The sequence below is a fragment of the Agrobacterium sp. CNPSo 2736 genome, from assembly GCF_004005385.1.
GTDB classification, from domain to species: domain Bacteria; phylum Pseudomonadota; class Alphaproteobacteria; order Rhizobiales; family Rhizobiaceae; genus Agrobacterium; species Agrobacterium leguminum.
The window spans coordinates 661955-677188 of sequence record NZ_RZTX01000001.1; the positions used below are offsets into that span (position 1 = coordinate 661955).

General features: G+C 61.8%; 11 protein-coding genes. 10 read left to right on the forward strand and 1 reads right to left on the reverse strand.

What is annotated here, in order from left to right:
* Nucleotides 1–2 precede the first annotated feature (2 nt).
* Nucleotides 3–2354 (reverse strand): LuxR C-terminal-related transcriptional regulator, encoded by a 2352-nt coding sequence (locus EM858_RS03050; RefSeq protein WP_164865282.1) that lies wholly within the window; start codon nucleotides 2352–2354, stop codon nucleotides 3–5.
* Between the two features lie 136 nt (nucleotides 2355–2490).
* On the opposite strand from EM858_RS03050, the gene EM858_RS03055 reads away from it, so the two are divergent.
* The 10 genes from EM858_RS03055 (at nucleotide 2491) to EM858_RS03100 (ending at nucleotide 15117) form a co-directional block, all read left to right on the forward strand.
* A complete protein-coding gene (locus tag EM858_RS03055) occupies nucleotides 2491–3519 on the forward strand; it encodes an ABC transporter permease (protein ID WP_059753288.1) in 1029 nt (342 codons plus the stop codon).
* A complete protein-coding gene (locus EM858_RS03060; protein WP_127755771.1) occupies nucleotides 3519–4400 on the forward strand; it encodes an ABC transporter permease in 882 nt (293 codons plus the stop codon). Before EM858_RS03055 ends, EM858_RS03060 begins: the two co-directional genes overlap by 1 nt.
* Before the next feature lie 4 nt (nucleotides 4401–4404).
* On the forward strand, nucleotides 4405–6051 hold the full coding sequence (locus EM858_RS03065; protein WP_127755772.1) for an ABC transporter ATP-binding protein: 1647 nt from the start codon (nucleotides 4405–4407) through the stop codon (nucleotides 6049–6051).
* 17 nt (nucleotides 6052–6068) lie between these two features.
* On the forward strand, nucleotides 6069–7625 hold the full coding sequence (locus EM858_RS03070; RefSeq protein ID WP_127755773.1) for a hydantoinase/oxoprolinase family protein: 1557 nt from the start codon (nucleotides 6069–6071) through the stop codon (nucleotides 7623–7625).
* On the forward strand, nucleotides 7618–8751 hold the full coding sequence (locus tag EM858_RS03075; RefSeq protein ID WP_059753279.1) for a DUF917 domain-containing protein: 1134 nt from the start codon (nucleotides 7618–7620) through the stop codon (nucleotides 8749–8751). The genes EM858_RS03070 and EM858_RS03075 overlap by 8 nt, the downstream gene beginning before the upstream one ends.
* 43 nt (nucleotides 8752–8794) lie before the next feature.
* Nucleotides 8795–10390, forward strand: coding sequence for an ABC transporter substrate-binding protein (locus EM858_RS03080; protein WP_164865283.1), 1596 nt, complete (start codon nucleotides 8795–8797; stop codon nucleotides 10388–10390).
* A gap of 117 nt (nucleotides 10391–10507) precedes the next feature.
* Entirely contained in the window at nucleotides 10508–11584 is a 1077-nt protein-coding gene (locus EM858_RS03085; RefSeq protein WP_127755774.1) for a DUF917 domain-containing protein, read from the forward strand.
* Nucleotides 11581–13119: a hydantoinase/oxoprolinase family protein gene (locus EM858_RS03090; RefSeq protein WP_127755775.1), complete on the forward strand. Its 1539-nt coding sequence runs from the start codon at nucleotides 11581–11583 to the stop codon at nucleotides 13117–13119. The genes EM858_RS03085 and EM858_RS03090 overlap by 4 nt, the downstream gene beginning before the upstream one ends.
* A 44-nt stretch (nucleotides 13120–13163) precedes the next feature.
* Nucleotides 13164–14108, forward strand: coding sequence for an isoaspartyl peptidase/L-asparaginase family protein (locus EM858_RS03095; RefSeq protein WP_127755776.1), 945 nt, complete (start codon nucleotides 13164–13166; stop codon nucleotides 14106–14108).
* A gap of 103 nt (nucleotides 14109–14211) precedes the next feature.
* Nucleotides 14212–15117: a LysR family transcriptional regulator gene (locus EM858_RS03100; protein WP_127755777.1), complete on the forward strand. Its 906-nt coding sequence runs from the start codon at nucleotides 14212–14214 to the stop codon at nucleotides 15115–15117.
* Nucleotides 15118–15234 lie beyond the last annotated feature (117 nt).

A 15234-nucleotide genomic window follows, 5' to 3' on the forward strand; every position in this document is an offset into this window, starting at 1 on the left:
TTTTACAGCCATCCCAGTGCTTTCGCCGCGCGGATCGCCTCCGCGCGGCGTTTGCAATCCAGCTTGCGGAACAGGTTGCCGAGGTGAAACTTCACCGTCACTTCCGAGATATTGAGCGTCTGGGCGATCTTCTTGTTCGACATGCCGCTGGCCAGCAGTTGCAGCATCTGCGCCTCCCGCTGCGAAAGCCCGCCATGCAGGGCGCGTGCCTGTGGCGAGTTGACCGAGGCGGCGAAAATCGACAGCGCGGCGCGGACATCGGAAGAGGTTTCGATGAAACTGCGGATGCGGCGATTGTTCAGAAGCGGCGACAGGAAGACGCGTTCTTCCGACAGGACGCCATTGCAGCCAAGGCGGGTTGCCGATTCAAGAGCGGTGAGTATATGGGCGCGGGCGGCGGCGTTGTCGCGGCGCTGGTGTGCGGCGTAACTCTGCCAGATTCTCAGCGCGACCTTCTCGCGGTTGGTGACCTTTGAATTGGCGATCATCGCGTCAATCTGCCGGGAGAGATAGGCGCGTGGCGTGAAAAGATGCACCGCATCGCGGAGCCAGGCCATGACATAGGCGATTTCGTCCCGCCGCGTCAGGCGGGAAAGGTCTTCATGGGCGCTCTCCACCCAGTTGCGGCCCATCGGCATGCGGATTGCCGAAAGCGTCGCGGCGGCATCCGCCCAGCGGTTGGCGTTCTGATAGGCGATGGCCGTCCTGATCTCCATCATTGCATGGAATTGCAGCCCTTCCGAAAGATGAATCCACAGGCCATCGAGAAAGCCCGGACGAACGGTCATCGGAAAATGGTCGATCAACACCTGCGAGGCGTAAAACAGGGCAAACTGCATCAGGCTCGGCCAGATTTCGGCAGCGGCGAAGTGATCGAATTCGTGCTCGACGAAATGCAGCAGGTCGCGCGGTTTTCCCGCTTCATAGGCAAGGCAGGCTTCCGCCAGCCGCAACATCCGGAACTCCTGCACGGCATCATGCGGCACCTGTTCCAGCCGTGCACGCGCCTCCTGCGCCGCCCGGCGGGCCAGAAGCACATCGCCGCTCATCAACCGCAGCACGATCTGATGCAGGTGGATGAAAAACTCGAGGAGGGGCTGTTCGCCCATCTTGCGCAGATAGATCAGAGCGCGTGCGGCGGCCGCCTCGGCCTCGCGGAAATTGCGGCGGCGGATTTCGAATTCCAGCAGCGCATTGTAATAGGCCGCCCATTTGCCGTGGTCGTCCATGGGGTAATCGGCCATGAACTCGGCGAGACGGGTTATCACCGCGTCATTGGGCGTCAGGTCCTCGGCAATCATCAGGTTCAGCCGGAAGGTGCGGGCCGCGAAGGAAAACCGCGAGCCACGGGCAAGCACCTTCAGCGGATCGAGGTAATCCGACCCGAGGCTTTTGCCGAGCAGATGGCGCACGCGTTGCAATTCACCCTGTTTCAGCAGCGCGCGAGTGACGGCAAATAGCACGGTCTCATTCGCTGCAATCATATCCTGCGAAAACCGCATGATGATTTCGCGAAAGCGGTCGACGCTGCTCCTGTAGATCAGCTCACGGCCATCGGCGCGCTCGAGAATTTGTGCGGCATGGGTCTCGTAACCGCGGTCCAGCAGCATGGCCATGGCGGCCAGCGAACGTCCTGCCTTTTCGAACGCCGAAGCGACTTCCACTACGGCGCTGCCGGCCTGCAATGTGGCGAGGCGTTCTTTTGCTGCAACCGTCAGAAGCCGTATCAGCGTGTGGTGATTATCTGGTTTTCCCGTCAGAAAGGGCGGCAGAAGCTTGCTCCAGTCCGCATCTGGATCTGCGGAGGGATTTTCGAGCCAGAAGGACAGTTCGACCGTCTGGGCAGGGGAAAGATGCGGCAGATAGCTTTCGCGCAGATAGTCGGCGCATAACGTTTCATCCGGCAGGCGCGCCAGCGACAGGAAGGCCGGCCACCCCGCATAATCCTCGAGTGCCAGATGCTTCTGTTCAGGCGGAAGGCTTTCCGCCTCATCCGGCCTGAAGGCCAGTTCGTCCGATCCTATGGTGAGCGAGCCGCGATGCAGGATGTGCCGCGCCATGCCGCTGATCCGCTGGTCCGGCCGGCAGGCGATGACGACGAAACGCACCGATTCCAGAATGGGGGCGGGCATGCGTACCGCCCGTGCAAAGACTGGAACGTCCCACAGCAGGCAGCCATTTGCCGCGTCGTCGCCTTGCGGCTGGTGCGTGCGGCATATCTGCGTTCCCAGTTCTTCTGCGAGCATCTCCAGCAGCACGCTTTTTCCCGCACCCGCCGGCGCGCGCAGAAATACCACGCCCGCGGTTTCGCTGGCGATGCGGTGGCAGAGGCGGGGACGGGGCAGGAGTGTCATCGGGAAAAGGATAGGATATCCAGATTTAAAAACCTATACTCATTCTTCAAAAAACTATACCTTTCGGCAATTGTTCAAACGGACATGTGGTGAAAACTTGTGCTCACGCAACCGATGCACAAGGAACGTCCCACCGATGCAGCAACATCCGCTGGTCGCGATTTTGAACAGGCTCGGCACCTTCGTGCTGGTCATGATCGCCCTGTCCATCATGATTTTCGTGCTGGCTCGCGTGGTGCCGGGCGACCCCGCCCGCATGGCACTCGGTCCTGCGGCAACGCAGGAGCAGGTGGACGCGCTGCGCGGCGAGATGGGTCTCGATAAGCCGCTTGCCGTCCAATATCTCGATTATATCGGCAATGCCCTGCACGGCGATCTCGGTTTCTCGCTGGTGTCGCAACGCCCGGTGACTACCGATTTGGCGCAGACCGTTCCGGCCACCGTGGAGCTCGTGCTGGTCTCGGTCATCTTCATGTTTGCCGTCGCCATCCCGCTCGGCGTCATCACGGCGCATTATCGCGACCGCCCGCTGGACCATATCGGTCGCATCCTGTCGCTTACCGGCGTCACGATCCCGAGCTTTCTTTTCGCCATCACGCTGCAATTGCTGGCCGCCCGCTTTCTCTCCGGCTGGCCGATCATCGGCAGGCTCGACCATGGGCTTGGCTGGCAGGGTGGCCCGACCGGTTTCATCCTGATCGACGGCACGCTGGCCGGACGTTTCGACGTCGTGCTCGATGCGCTGAAACACCTTGCACTGCCGGCCTTCGCACTTTCCATGGCCGGCATCGGCCAGATCACCCGTATCACCCGCTCCTCGATGATCGAGAACCAGCGCAAGGACCATGTGCTCACCCTGCAAAGCTTCGGCGTGCCGGAGCGGGTCATCATCTTCCGTTATCTGCTGAAGCTCTCTTCCATTGCGCCGCTGACGATCATGGGCCTCGAATTCGCGTCGCTGATCGGCAATGCCTTCGTGATCGAGATGGTCTTCGCCTGGGGCGGGTTCGCTTCTTACGGGCTGAACGCCATCCTGCAGAAAGACCTCAATGCCGTGACCGCCGTGGTGCTGGTGGCCGGCCTGTTCTTCATCGTTGCGAACCTGATCGTGGATGTCCTGATCTCGATCATCGATCCGCGCCTGCGCCGCAAGGAGGCTCGCTGATGGCTGATATGAAAATGCTCGAACCCACTGATCGTGGCCTAAGCGCCGGTTATATGATGTGGTATCGCTTCAGCCGCAATCCGGCGGCGGTCATCGGCTCGCTGATCCTGCTATCGGTGCTGGTGCTGGCGGTCTTCGCGCCATGGCTCACGCCCTATCCCAAACATATCGGCGCGGTCGTCGATTTCCGCGCCCGCCACATGCCGCCGGATCTGGAGCACTGGTTCGGCACCGATAAGGCCGGACGCGATATCTTCTCCCGCACAATCTTCGGGCTCCGGGTCTCGCTGCTTCTCGTCATCGGCGTACTCGGCATTTCGGTGCCTGTCGGCACCGTACTTGGCCTCATCGCCGGTTATTTCGGTGGCTGGACCGAGAAGCTCATCAGCGGCCTGACGAATGTGATGCTGGCCATGCCGCCGCTCGTCATGGCGCTGGCGGTCTCCAACCTGCTGGAACCGACGCTGATGAACGCCATGATCGCGATCACGCTGCTATGGTGGACCTGGCACGCGCGGCTGATCTATTCGGTATCGAAGTCCATCGCTTCCGAAGACTATATCGAGGCGGCGCGTCTTGCCGGCGCCGGTCCGCTGCACATTCTCTTTCGCGAAATCCTGCCCAATTGCGTCTCGGTCATATCGGTCAAGACGACGCTGGATGCCGCCTTCGTCATCCTGTTCGGCGCAACGCTGAGCTTCCTCGGTTTCGGCGTCAAGCCGCCGACCCCCGACCTCGGTTCGATGGTTGCCGACGGGCGCCAGTTCATGCCGGATTTCTGGTGGGAAGTGCTCTGCCCCGGTGCGGCCGTGCTTTACGTGACGCTGGGTTTCAACCTGCTGGGCGACGGCCTGCGCGACATGTTCGACGTGGAAAACTAAGGCCATGACTGAACCGCTTCTCAAGGTCGAAAACCTCAACGTCACCTTCACCAATTACGGCCGCACGCGGCAGGTTCTGCGCGATGTTGCCTTCACGGTTGCCGCCGGCGAACGCGTGGCGCTGATCGGCGAAACCGGATCGGGCAAGTCCGTCACCGCCAAGGCGATCATCGGCACTTTGCCGAAAAATGCCGCGATCACCTCCGGCGCGATCGTCATCGATGGCCGGGATGTGCTGTCCATGCCGCGCAGGGAGCGTGAGGCGCTGAAGGGCACGGCGTTTTCGCTGATCATGCAGGACCCGCTCTCGTCCTTCAATCCGGTCTTCAAGATCGGCACGCATCTCGATGATGTCATGCGTTTTGCCGACAAACGCGATGGCATCAACTCGTCGAAGGCCGAGCGCCGCAACCGCATCGCGGCGGTGCTGCGCCGGGTGCAGCTTGCCGATACCGAGCGGGTGATGAATGCCTATCCGTCCGAACTTTCGGGCGGCATGCGCCAGCGCGTGCTGATCGGACTTGCGCTGCTGCACCAGCCGAAGCTCCTGATTGCGGATGAGCCCGGCACGGCGCTCGACGTGACGACGCAGGATGAAATCCTCAACCTCATCAACCAGCTGGTCGCCGAAGAAAACATGGCGCTGCTGATGATTACCCACAATCTCGGCGTCGTGCGCAAGGTGGCGGACCGGGTCGTGGTCATGCACCATGGCGATATCGTCGAGACCGGTCCTTGCACGCAAATCCTGCATACCCCCGCCGAAGATTACACGCGGTCGCTGCTTGATGCCGTGCCGCCGCTTTATGGCCCGCGCGTCACCGATCTGGCGCAAAGCAAGCGCTCGCCCATCGTGACGATTGAAGGGCTGAACAAGATTTACGGCAGACGCAACGGTTATCACGCCGTGCGGGATGTGAACCTGACACTGAAGGAAGGCGAGGTTTTCGGCCTTGCGGGTGAATCCGGCTCCGGCAAGACCTCGGTTGCGCGCATGATCATGGGTCTTTCGCGCCCAACCTCCGGCAATCTTGTCATTGACGCCCCGGCGCCTGCGCGCGGCAAGCGGCTGACGCAGATCGTCTATCAAAATCCGGGCACCTCGCTCAATCCGAAGCGCACGGTGAAACAGACGCTTGCCCTGCCGCTGAAATCCATCGGCATGGACGGGCCTGCGCGTGAAAGCCGCATGCAGGAACTGATGGGGCTGGTGCGGCTGCCGCAATCTTATCTCGGCAAATATCCGCATGAGCTTTCCGGCGGCCAGAAGCAGCGCGTGGCGATTGCCCGCGCGCTGGCTGCCGAGCCGAAAATCCTCATCCTCGATGAGCCGACGGCAGCACTCGATGTCTCCGTGCAGAAGACGGTGATCGACCTTCTGCTGCAGCTGCGCGAGGAGCTTGGCCTCACCTATCTGATGATCTCGCACGACCTGTCGCTGATGCGCAATTTCTGCTCGCGCATCGCCATCATGCTGCGCGGCGAGATTGTCGAGGAGGGCGTGACGTCGGCGGTCTTCGCCGAGCCGACCCATCCCTATACCCGCGCCCTGATCGCGGCCATCCCCGTCGTCACCGACGAGGAAGAACGTCTCAAACCCACCGTGACCGAGGAAGAGCGCATGCGCTTCCTCGTAAAAACGACCGATTGATGAAAGAGGAGCCTGACGTGTATCGCGTTGGAATTGACGTCGGCGGCACGAATACCGATGCCGTTGTGTTGCAGGATAAAACCGTTCTGGCGGGGGTGAAGGCCTCCACGACAGAGGATGTGACATCCGGTGTCATCGAAGCCCTTGAAAAGGTCATCGAGGCGTCGGGCATCGACAGGGCGCGCATCGGTGCCGTGATGATCGGCACCACGCATTTCACCAATGCGGTGATCGAGCGCCGGCATATGGACGAGGTGGCCGCCATCCGTCTCGGCCTGCCGTCCGGCGCCGGCCTGCCGCCCATGGTGGACTGGCCGGACGATCTCCGGGAAATCGTCGGCAACCACGGGTATCAGGTGCGCGGTGGTTACGAATTCGACGGCCGCGAAATTTCGCCGCTCGATGAGGACGAGATTGTCCGCATCGCCGCCGATATCCGCGCCAAGGGCCTGAAGGCCGCAGCCGTCACCTGCGTTTTCAGCGGCATCAACGAAGCGATGGAGCTGCGGGCGAAGGAAATCCTGCAGGAACGCTGCCCCGGCCTGCCGGTGGTCATGTCCAAGGATATTGGCCGCCACGGTCTGCTTGCGCGTGAAAGTGCTGCAATCATGAATGCCAGCCTGCTGTCGCTGGCGGACCGCACCGTTGCGGCTTTCGGCGAGGCGCTGAAGGCTGCGGGCATCACCTGCCCGTTTTATATTACCCAGAACGACGGCACGCTGATGGCGGCGGATGTGGTGCGCGGCTTCCCCGTGCTCACCTTCGCGTCCGGCCCGACGAATTCCATGCGCGGTGCAGCCTTCCTCACCGGCCTCAAGGATGCGGTTGTGGTCGATGTCGGCGGCACCACCTCCGATGTCGGCTCGCTGTCGCACGGTTTCCCGCGTCAGGCCTCTACCACGGTGGATATTGGCGGGGTGCGCACCAATTTCCGCATGCCTGACGTCTTCTCCATCGGTCTCGGCGGCGGCTCGCTGGTGGTCAATGGTGACCACGGCCTGACCGTCGGGCCGAAATCCGTCGGTTACCGTGTTCGCCGCGAAGCGCTGTGCTTCGGTGGCTCGACCCTGACGGCAACCGATATCGCCGTTGCCTCCGGCAAGGCGGATGTGGGTGAGAAGGCGCTGGTCTCCAGCCTCGACAAAAAGCTCGTGAATGCGGCGGTCGATAAGATCAACGACATGCTCGAGGCCTGCGTGGAGCGCAGCCGCATCTCGTCGTCGCCCGTGCCGGTGATTGCCGTTGGCGGCGGTTCCATCCTGATGCCGGACCGTATCGGTGACCTCGAGGTCATCCGACCTGAGAATTTCGCGGTGGCCAATGCCGTCGGCGCGGCCATTGCGCAGATCAGCGGTGAGACGGACCGGGTCTTCTCGCTGATCGACGGACGCACGCGCGAGAGCGCGCTGGCCGAGGCGGAAGCGGAGGCGCGCGAAAAGGCGATTGCCGCCGGCGCGATTGCCGCGACGCTGGAAGTCATCGAGCGCGAGGACATGCCGCTTGCCTACCTGCCCGGTAACGCCACCCGCATTCATGTGAAAGTTGTTGGAGAAATGGGAGCCAATCATGGCTGAGACACGCAAGCTGAAATATGACGAAGCGGCATTGCGGACGCTGACCCGTGAAGATCTCGACGCGCTGGAAATCGGCGCCGGCATTCTCGGCACGGGCGGCGGCGGCAATCCCTATCTCGGCAAGCTGCTGGCGCTGGAGGCCATGAAGGCCGGTTACGAGATGAAGATCCTCGCAACCGATGCCATCGAGCCGGACGCGCTCTGCATGTCCATCGGCGGTATCGGTGCACCTGTCGTTGGCGTCGAGCGTATTCGCGAAGGCCGTGAGGGCCTGCGTTGCCTGCGGGCGATGGAGGAGTTGATCCGCACGCCGGTCGACGCCATCGTCTGCGAGGAAATCGGCGGTTCCAATTCCATGAACCCGCTGGTGACGGCGGCGCTAGGCGGCCTGCCGATCCTCGATTGCGACGGCATGGGCCGGGCTTTCCCGGAAATGCAGATGACCACCTTCTCCATCTATGGTCATAGTTCCACACCGTCGGTGATGTGCGATCTGCACGGCAATGCCGTTATCTTCAGCCACGCCGTTTCCGAAGTCTGGCACGAGCGCATGGCGCGCGCCTGCGTCGTTTCGCAGGGCGGCGGCGCGATGCTGGCGACCGCGCCGATGCAGGCGCATTACGTGCACCAGTATGGCATTCCGAAAACCTACACCAAGGCGATTGCCATCGGTGAGGCCGTGATCCGCGCCCGCAAGCAGCAGGAAGACCCGATTGCCGCGGTCTGTGCACTGGAAGGCGGAAAACGCATCTTCAACGGCAAGATCACCGATCTGAAGCGCCACCTGCGCGGCGGTTTCGCGGTCGGCGATCTCACGCTCTCCGGCTTCGACGATTGCGCCGGCCAGACGGCGGGCGTCGCCATCCAGAACGAATTCCTGCTGTTTTCCCGCGACGGCAAGGTGGAAGTGACGGTTCCCGACCTGATCGTCCTGCTCGATGTCGACACCGGTTATCCGATCACCACCGAAGTGCTGCGCTACGGCCAGCGTGTGGCCGTCATCGCCATCCCCTGCCACGACCTGCTGCGCAGCGCCCGCGCGCTTGAGGTCGTCGGGCCGGCGGCCTTCGGTTACCCGGACATTCCTTTCTCACCGCTGCCCGTTCCGGTCAGCAAGGCTGCCTAACCATAAGCGGGGCCAATGCTCCGCAATAAAGAGGAGAACGATAATGAAAATGCCTGTACTTTCTTCCCGTCTCGCCGCGCTGGCGCTAGGTACGGCGCTCGTGTTGCCGCTTGTTTCTTCCGCAGCCCTTGCGGAGGACAAGGTATCGGTCGCGGTCAACACCATGCAGATATTCAGCTCGCTCGACCCGGCGAAAGTGACCGATTATACCGGCTACATGGCCATCGTGAACATGTATGACGGCCTGACCACGGTGAACGCCAAGGGCGAAATCGTGCCGCATCTGGCGAAATCCTGGGAGATTTCCGAGGACGGCCTGACCTACACCTTCCATCTGCGCGACGATGCGAAATTCCAGGACGGCACGGCGGTGAAGGCTGCCGATCTTGCCTGGTCGATCCAGCGCCTGCTTGGCATCAACAAGGGGCCTTCGAACCTCATCGTCGGCGTGCTGAAGCCCGAAAACGTTACCGCGCCTGACGATGCTACGCTGGTCATGAAGATCGAGCGCCAGTTCTCGCCCTTCATGGCGGCAACGCCGCTGATGATGGCGATGAACAAGACGCTGATCGAAGCCAATGCCAAGCCCGAAGACAAATGGGGCGAGGCCTATGTCGGCGAACATTCCGCCGGCTCCGGCCCCTACAAACTCGTCAGCTACAACCGTTCGGCCGATATGGTCATTGCCCGCAATGCCGATTATTTCCTCGGCTGGACGAAGGGCAAGCCGATCGACGAGGTGCGCTTCGTGCAGACCAGCGATGATGCCACCGTCAAGGCGCTGGCGGAAAAGGGTGAACTCGGCCTTTCCTCGCATGGGCTTGGCAACGACACCTATGAATCCATCGGCCGGATGAAGGGTTACAAGCTGATCCAGACCCGCACCGCCGGCGGTTTCGTCATCAAGCTCAACACCAAGGTCTATCCGACCGATGACGTGCACGTGCGCCGCGCCATCGCCTATGCGACGGATTACAAGACGATCCAGGAAGTGATCTATCCGGGCTTCGACATGCGCGGACCGCTCTCCGATGCGTTCAAGGATGCGCATAACGGCGATATCCAGCCGGGCGTTTACGATCTGGAGAAAGCCAAGGAAGAACTGGCGAAGTCTAAATATGCCGGCCAGAAGATCACGCTGGTCAACAGCTATGTCGCGTCGCTGGCCTTCGAGGCCGAAGTGGCGCTGCTGTTGCAATCGAGCCTTGAGCAGATCGGCATCACGCTCGATATCAAACCGGAGCCGTGGAACCGCATCGTCGAGCTGTCCTCCAAGCCGGAAACGACGCCGGCATCGACGCAGGTGAACATCTCTCCGACCTATCCGTCGCCGGACGCGATGTTCTACAACCAGTATCATTCCAAGGCTTCCGGCACCTGGATGTCGATGGAATGGTTGCAGAATGCCGAGATCGACGGGCTGATCGACAAGGTCCGCGCCACCACAGATGTCAACGAGCAGAACGCCACCTACAAGGAACTGCAGACGAAGATCGCCGATCTTCAGCCTGACGTATGGGCCGTTGCGCCGAACCGCCGTTATGCGGCGAACAAGTGCCTTCAGGGTTACGAGTTCATTCCCATGCAGAGCTGGGACCTGAACTTCTCCAATTTCCATTGGGACTGCAAGGCGGAGTGATCTCCGCCTCATGAAAACCGGCCCCGCCACAAAGGCGGGGTTGGCCAGACTTGGAACTTCAAAGGGAAGGAGCATCGCTTGCGGCCGGAAAGGCTGCGGCATGCCCGAGGATGACGCATGATCCAGGAATTTTCCGAAGACGATATCGAACCTCTGGCCACCGGCGCCTGGATTCTGGGAACGGGGGGCGGCGGCAATCCCTATATCTCGACGCTCAACCTGCGCCGTCTTTATGCCGAGGGCAGGCGGGTAAAGGTCATGGACCCCATGGCGCTCGCCGATGACGACATGGTTGCCGTCGTCTCCAAGATGGGTGCACCGCTTGTCGGTCAGGAGCGGCTGGGGGATCCTGTGCATCTCGCCCGTGCCGTCGAGGTGATGGAGGATTATCTCGGCAAGCCGTTCCGGGCGATCATGAGCGTTGAAATCGGCGGTTCGAATGCGCTGTCGTCCTTCCTCGCTGCCGCCGTTCTCGACCGGCCGGTCGTGAATGCCGATGCCATGGGACGCGCCTATCCGGAAGCGCAGATGACATCCTTCGCCATCGGCAACCTGCCTATGTTTCCGCTGTCGCTGGTCGATGTGCGCGACAATGAGGTGATCGTGACGCGCGCGGCATCGTGGAAATGGATGGAGCGCATCTCGCGCAAGGTCTGCACCGAAGTCGGCTCCACCGCCGCCACCTGCAAGGCGCCGCGCACTGGCAAGGAAGTGAAGGAATGGGGCATTCATTACACCGTCACAAAGGCGACCGAACTCGGGCGCGCGGTGATGGAGGCGCGTCAACGCCATGACGATCCGGTTCAGGCGGTTCTCGACCATGAGGGCGGCAAGCAGCTGTTCCGTGGTAAGGTGGTGGATGTGGCGCGTGAGACCACCGGTGGTTTCCTGCGCGGCAGCACGACCATTGAAGGCATCGATGCCGACCGGGGTTCGCGCATGGAACTGGCCTTCCAGAACGAATGGGCGGTCGCCTTCCGCGATGGCCAGCCGGTCGCCATGACACCCGACCTGCTTTGCCTTCTCGACACTGTCTCGGGCGGCGCCATCGGTACGGAATCGGTGCGTTACGGCCAGCGCGTCACGGTTGTCGCCCTGCCGGCGCCGGAGCTTTTGACGACACCTGCCGGCATCGCCGCCGTTGGCCCGCGCGCCTTCGGTTATGACATTGACTTCAGATCGGTATTCCCATGAAACGCATCGGTATTGACGTTGGCGGCACCAATACGGATGCCGTTCTGATCGATGGTGACACCATCGTCGCTTCCATCAAGGTTCCGACCACGCAGGATGTGCTGTCCGGCGTGAAGGCGGCGCTCGCTCATGTGGCGGGCCATGTCGGCGCGGCGGACCGGCCGATTGATGCCGTGATGATCGGCACCACGCACTTTACTAATGCGGTGGTGGAACGCGCCCGGCTGGAGCGGGTTGCGGCGATCCGCATCGCGCTGCCGACCGGTTCTTCGCTGCCGCCGATGTGCGATTGGCCGAAGGATCTTCGCGAGGCCGTTGATCCGCTGATCTTTATGGTCCACGGCGGCCATGAATATGACGGCAGTCCGCTGGTGCCTATGGTTCCCGATGAAATTCGCGAAGCGGCGATGAAAATCCGCGATGCGGGTATCACTTCCATCGCCATTTCCGCGACCTTCTCACCGCTGACGATGGAATGCGAGGTGAGAGCGGCGGAAATCGTCCGTTCTGTGATCCCTGATGCACGCATCACGCTCTCCCATACGCTTGGCCGCATCGGGCTGATCGAGCGAGAAAATGTCGCTCTCCTGAATGCAGCGCTGCAAACGCTCGGCAAGACCACGGTTCAGGCATTTTCGGATGCGCTGCGCGAAGCGGGCGTGAAGGCGCCGTTCTATCTGACCCAGAATGACGGCACCGTGGCGCTCGCGGATGTGGCCGCCGCCAACCCCGTGCACAGTTTCGCTTCCGGCCCGACCAATTCGATGCGCGGTGCGGCCTTCCTCACCGGGCTTTCCGATGCGATGGTGGTGGATGTCGGCGGCACCACCTCCGATATCGGCTGCCTTGTCGGTGGTTTTCCGCGCGAGGCGAACAATATTGTCCATATTGGCGGGGTACGCACGCTCTTCCGGATGCCCGACCTTCTGCCGATTGCGCTCGGCGGCGGCACCATCGTCGACCCTGAAACAGGCAAGATCGGTCCGCGCTCGGTCGGGTACCGCATCCTGACGGAAGCCCGGGTTTTCGGCGGCGAGACGCTAACGACATCGGATATCGCCGTTGCCGCCGGCCTGATCGAGATGGGTGATCGCGACCGTGTGAAAGACCTTGATCCGGCTTTCGTGCAGGCCTCGCTTCAACGCATCCGTGACATGGTGGCCGACAGTTTCGACCAGATGAAAACCTCGGCCGAAGACGTGCCGCTGGTTGCGGTCGGCGGCGGGGCGTTCCTGATCCCTGAGACGGTTCCGGGTGCGTCGGAAGTGCTGCGCGTGGAAAATGCAGGCGTTGCCAATGCGCTGGGCGCGGCGATGGCGCAGGTTTCCGGCGAGGTCGATCAGGTCTTTTCCGGACTGAGCCGGGACGAAGCCCTTGTGAAAGCCGAGACCGAGGCGCAGAACGCAGCCGTTGCATCCGGTGCAGAGCGGGCGAGCCTCAAGACGCTTGAGGTGGAGGATATCCCGATCGCCTATCTGCCGGGCGGTGCTCGCAGGGTGCGCGTACGGGTCATCGGCGATATCGCCTTTCATTGATGGTAAGAGGCCCTGCCGGAGTAGGATGACGAGGGAGTGAGCACATGACGAAGATCGCACTGGCCATTCACGGTGGTTGCGGCGTGATGCCGGAAGACAGCATGACGGCCGGGGAGTGGGCTGCTGCGCGCGACGATCTGGCCGCCGCGCTTCGGGCCGGTTATGGCGTGCTGAAGGCCGGCGGAACCGCGCTCGAGGCCGTTGAGGCGGCGGTCGTCGTCATGGAGGATAGCCCGCATTTTAATGCTGGCCATGGGGCGGCGCTGAACGAAAACGGGGTTCACGAGCTCGACGCCTCGATCATGGATGGTGCCACACTTGCGGCGGGCGCGATCAGCGCGTCCCGCGCCATCCGCAACCCTGTGAAGGCGGCGCGTGCGCTGATGGTAGATGAACGTGCCGTCTATCTGACGGGTGAGGCGGCCGACCGCTTCGCCAGGGAAAAGGGGCTAGCCACCGAGCCTCAATCCTACTTCACCACGCAAAAGCGCGTGGAGGCACTGGCGGCGATGAAGCGCCACGCCGCCACAGGCACGGAAGCGACTGAAAACGAAAAGCACGGGACCGTCGGCGCAGTGGCGCTCGATGCGGCGGGGCATCTTGCTGCGGCCACCTCGACCGGCGGTTACACCAACAAGCCGGACGGCCGGGTGGGAGACAGCCCGGTGATCGGCGCCGGCACCTATGCGCGGGATGGCGCCTGTGCGGTCTCCGGCACCGGCAAGGGCGAGTTTTTCATCCGTTATGTCGTCGGCCACGAGATCGCGTCCCGCGTTGCCTATCTTGGGCAGGATCTGGAGACCGCCGCCGGCAATCTCGTGCACAAGGATCTGGCCCCCTACGATATCGGTGCCGGGCTAGTGGCGATCGATGCCGAAGGCGGCATATCCGCGCCCTATAATACATCCGGCATGTTTCGCGGCTGGGTGACGCCATCGGGCGAGGCACGCGTGGCCACCCATGACACGGTCTATGAGGTGAAATTGTAGGTCGCTGTCGCGGGTAGGATAAAAAACCGGTGACAGGAAGCGCTATCGGCGGCAAAAGGTTTGAACCGTTACCGGCTCGTTTTTCATCCATGGTGCTGGCCTCATGAACATCAAGCAACTCGAAGTCCTGCGCACGCTTCTTTCCACCGGCTCGACCATTGCCACGGCCAAGGCGATGGGTCTCAGCCAGTCCGGTGTCAGCCGGCTTCTGGCGCAGCTCGAATCGGATCTGTCGCTGACACTGTTTGCCCGTGACAAAGGGCGGCTCATTCCGACGCCGGAAGCCGCACTTCTTGCCCGTGATGCCGAAAACGTGCTGCTCGCCGTTGATCGCATGTCCGGCCACGCCGAAGATTTGCGCAATGGTGCCGCCGGCCCGGAAATCGTTCGCATTGGCCTGCCGAGCAGCATGTGGGAAAATTTCGCGCCCGCCATGCTGATCGACTATGTCCGGGATTTTCCCGGCGTGCGTATCGAAACCTTCTTCGAGACGACCACCGCCATCAACAAGCTGGTGGGCGAACGGGTAATCGATCTGGGTTTCCTGCGGATGGAAGGCGAGATCGGGCCGGGTATAGATGTCGAACGTGTCGCGACCGGCAAGAGCGTCTGTGTGGTTCGGGAGGATCATCCCTTGGCCAAGCTCGAGGAAATCACCGTCAAGGACCTGCGCAATGTCCCGCTCATCCTGATCGGCCGGCAGCGGCCAAACCGCATGGCGCTTGATCAGGTTTTCAAGAAGGCCGGCGTCAAGCCGATGGTGAAGATCGAGACCCACACCAACAGTTCCGCCTGCGCCTATGTCGCGCACGGGCTGGGGGTAACGATCATCAGCAGTTTTTATGCTAACCTCTACCGGCACCTTCCCGTTGTCGCCCGACCATTCGTTCCGCAGGCCACACAGGAATTCGGTCTTGCGCGCGCTTCCGGTGCACCCTTGTCCATCGCGGCGCAGGCACTGAGCGATGCCCTGAAGCGGGAAATCCAGCTTTCGCAAAAAATCGACTGAAAACGGGATTTTGGGCGGAAAATCTCATTGTCTTCATCAGGAAGAAACGCGCCGCCATTCTGCATAGACATATGACATTTACGCATAATATTGCGTGATATTTCTCAATCCGTCATA

Bases quoted from the DNA above. Each gene is read 5' to 3' on its own strand.
- EM858_RS03090 (WP_127755775.1), top strand. From the start codon at position 11,581: ATGAAACGCATCGGTATTGACGTTGGCGGCACCAATACGGATGCCGTT.
- EM858_RS03085 (WP_127755774.1), top strand. From the start codon at position 10,508: ATGATCCAGGAATTTTCCGAAGACGATATCGAACCTCTGGCCACCGGC.
- EM858_RS03065 (WP_127755772.1), top strand. From the start codon at position 4,405: ATGACTGAACCGCTTCTCAAGGTCGAAAACCTCAACGTCACCTTCACC.
- EM858_RS03055 (WP_059753288.1), top strand. From the start codon at position 2,491: ATGCAGCAACATCCGCTGGTCGCGATTTTGAACAGGCTCGGCACCTTC.
- EM858_RS03080 (WP_164865283.1), top strand. From the start codon at position 8,795: ATGAAAATGCCTGTACTTTCTTCCCGTCTCGCCGCGCTGGCGCTAGGT.
- EM858_RS03060 (WP_127755771.1), top strand. From the start codon at position 3,519: ATGGCTGATATGAAAATGCTCGAACCCACTGATCGTGGCCTAAGCGCC.
- EM858_RS03075 (WP_059753279.1), top strand. From the start codon at position 7,618: ATGGCTGAGACACGCAAGCTGAAATATGACGAAGCGGCATTGCGGACG.
- EM858_RS03050 (WP_164865282.1), bottom strand. From the start codon at position 2,354: ATGACACTCCTGCCCCGTCCCCGCCTCTGCCACCGCATCGCCAGCGAA.
- EM858_RS03100 (WP_127755777.1), top strand. From the start codon at position 14,212: ATGAACATCAAGCAACTCGAAGTCCTGCGCACGCTTCTTTCCACCGGC.
- EM858_RS03095 (WP_127755776.1), top strand. From the start codon at position 13,164: ATGACGAAGATCGCACTGGCCATTCACGGTGGTTGCGGCGTGATGCCG.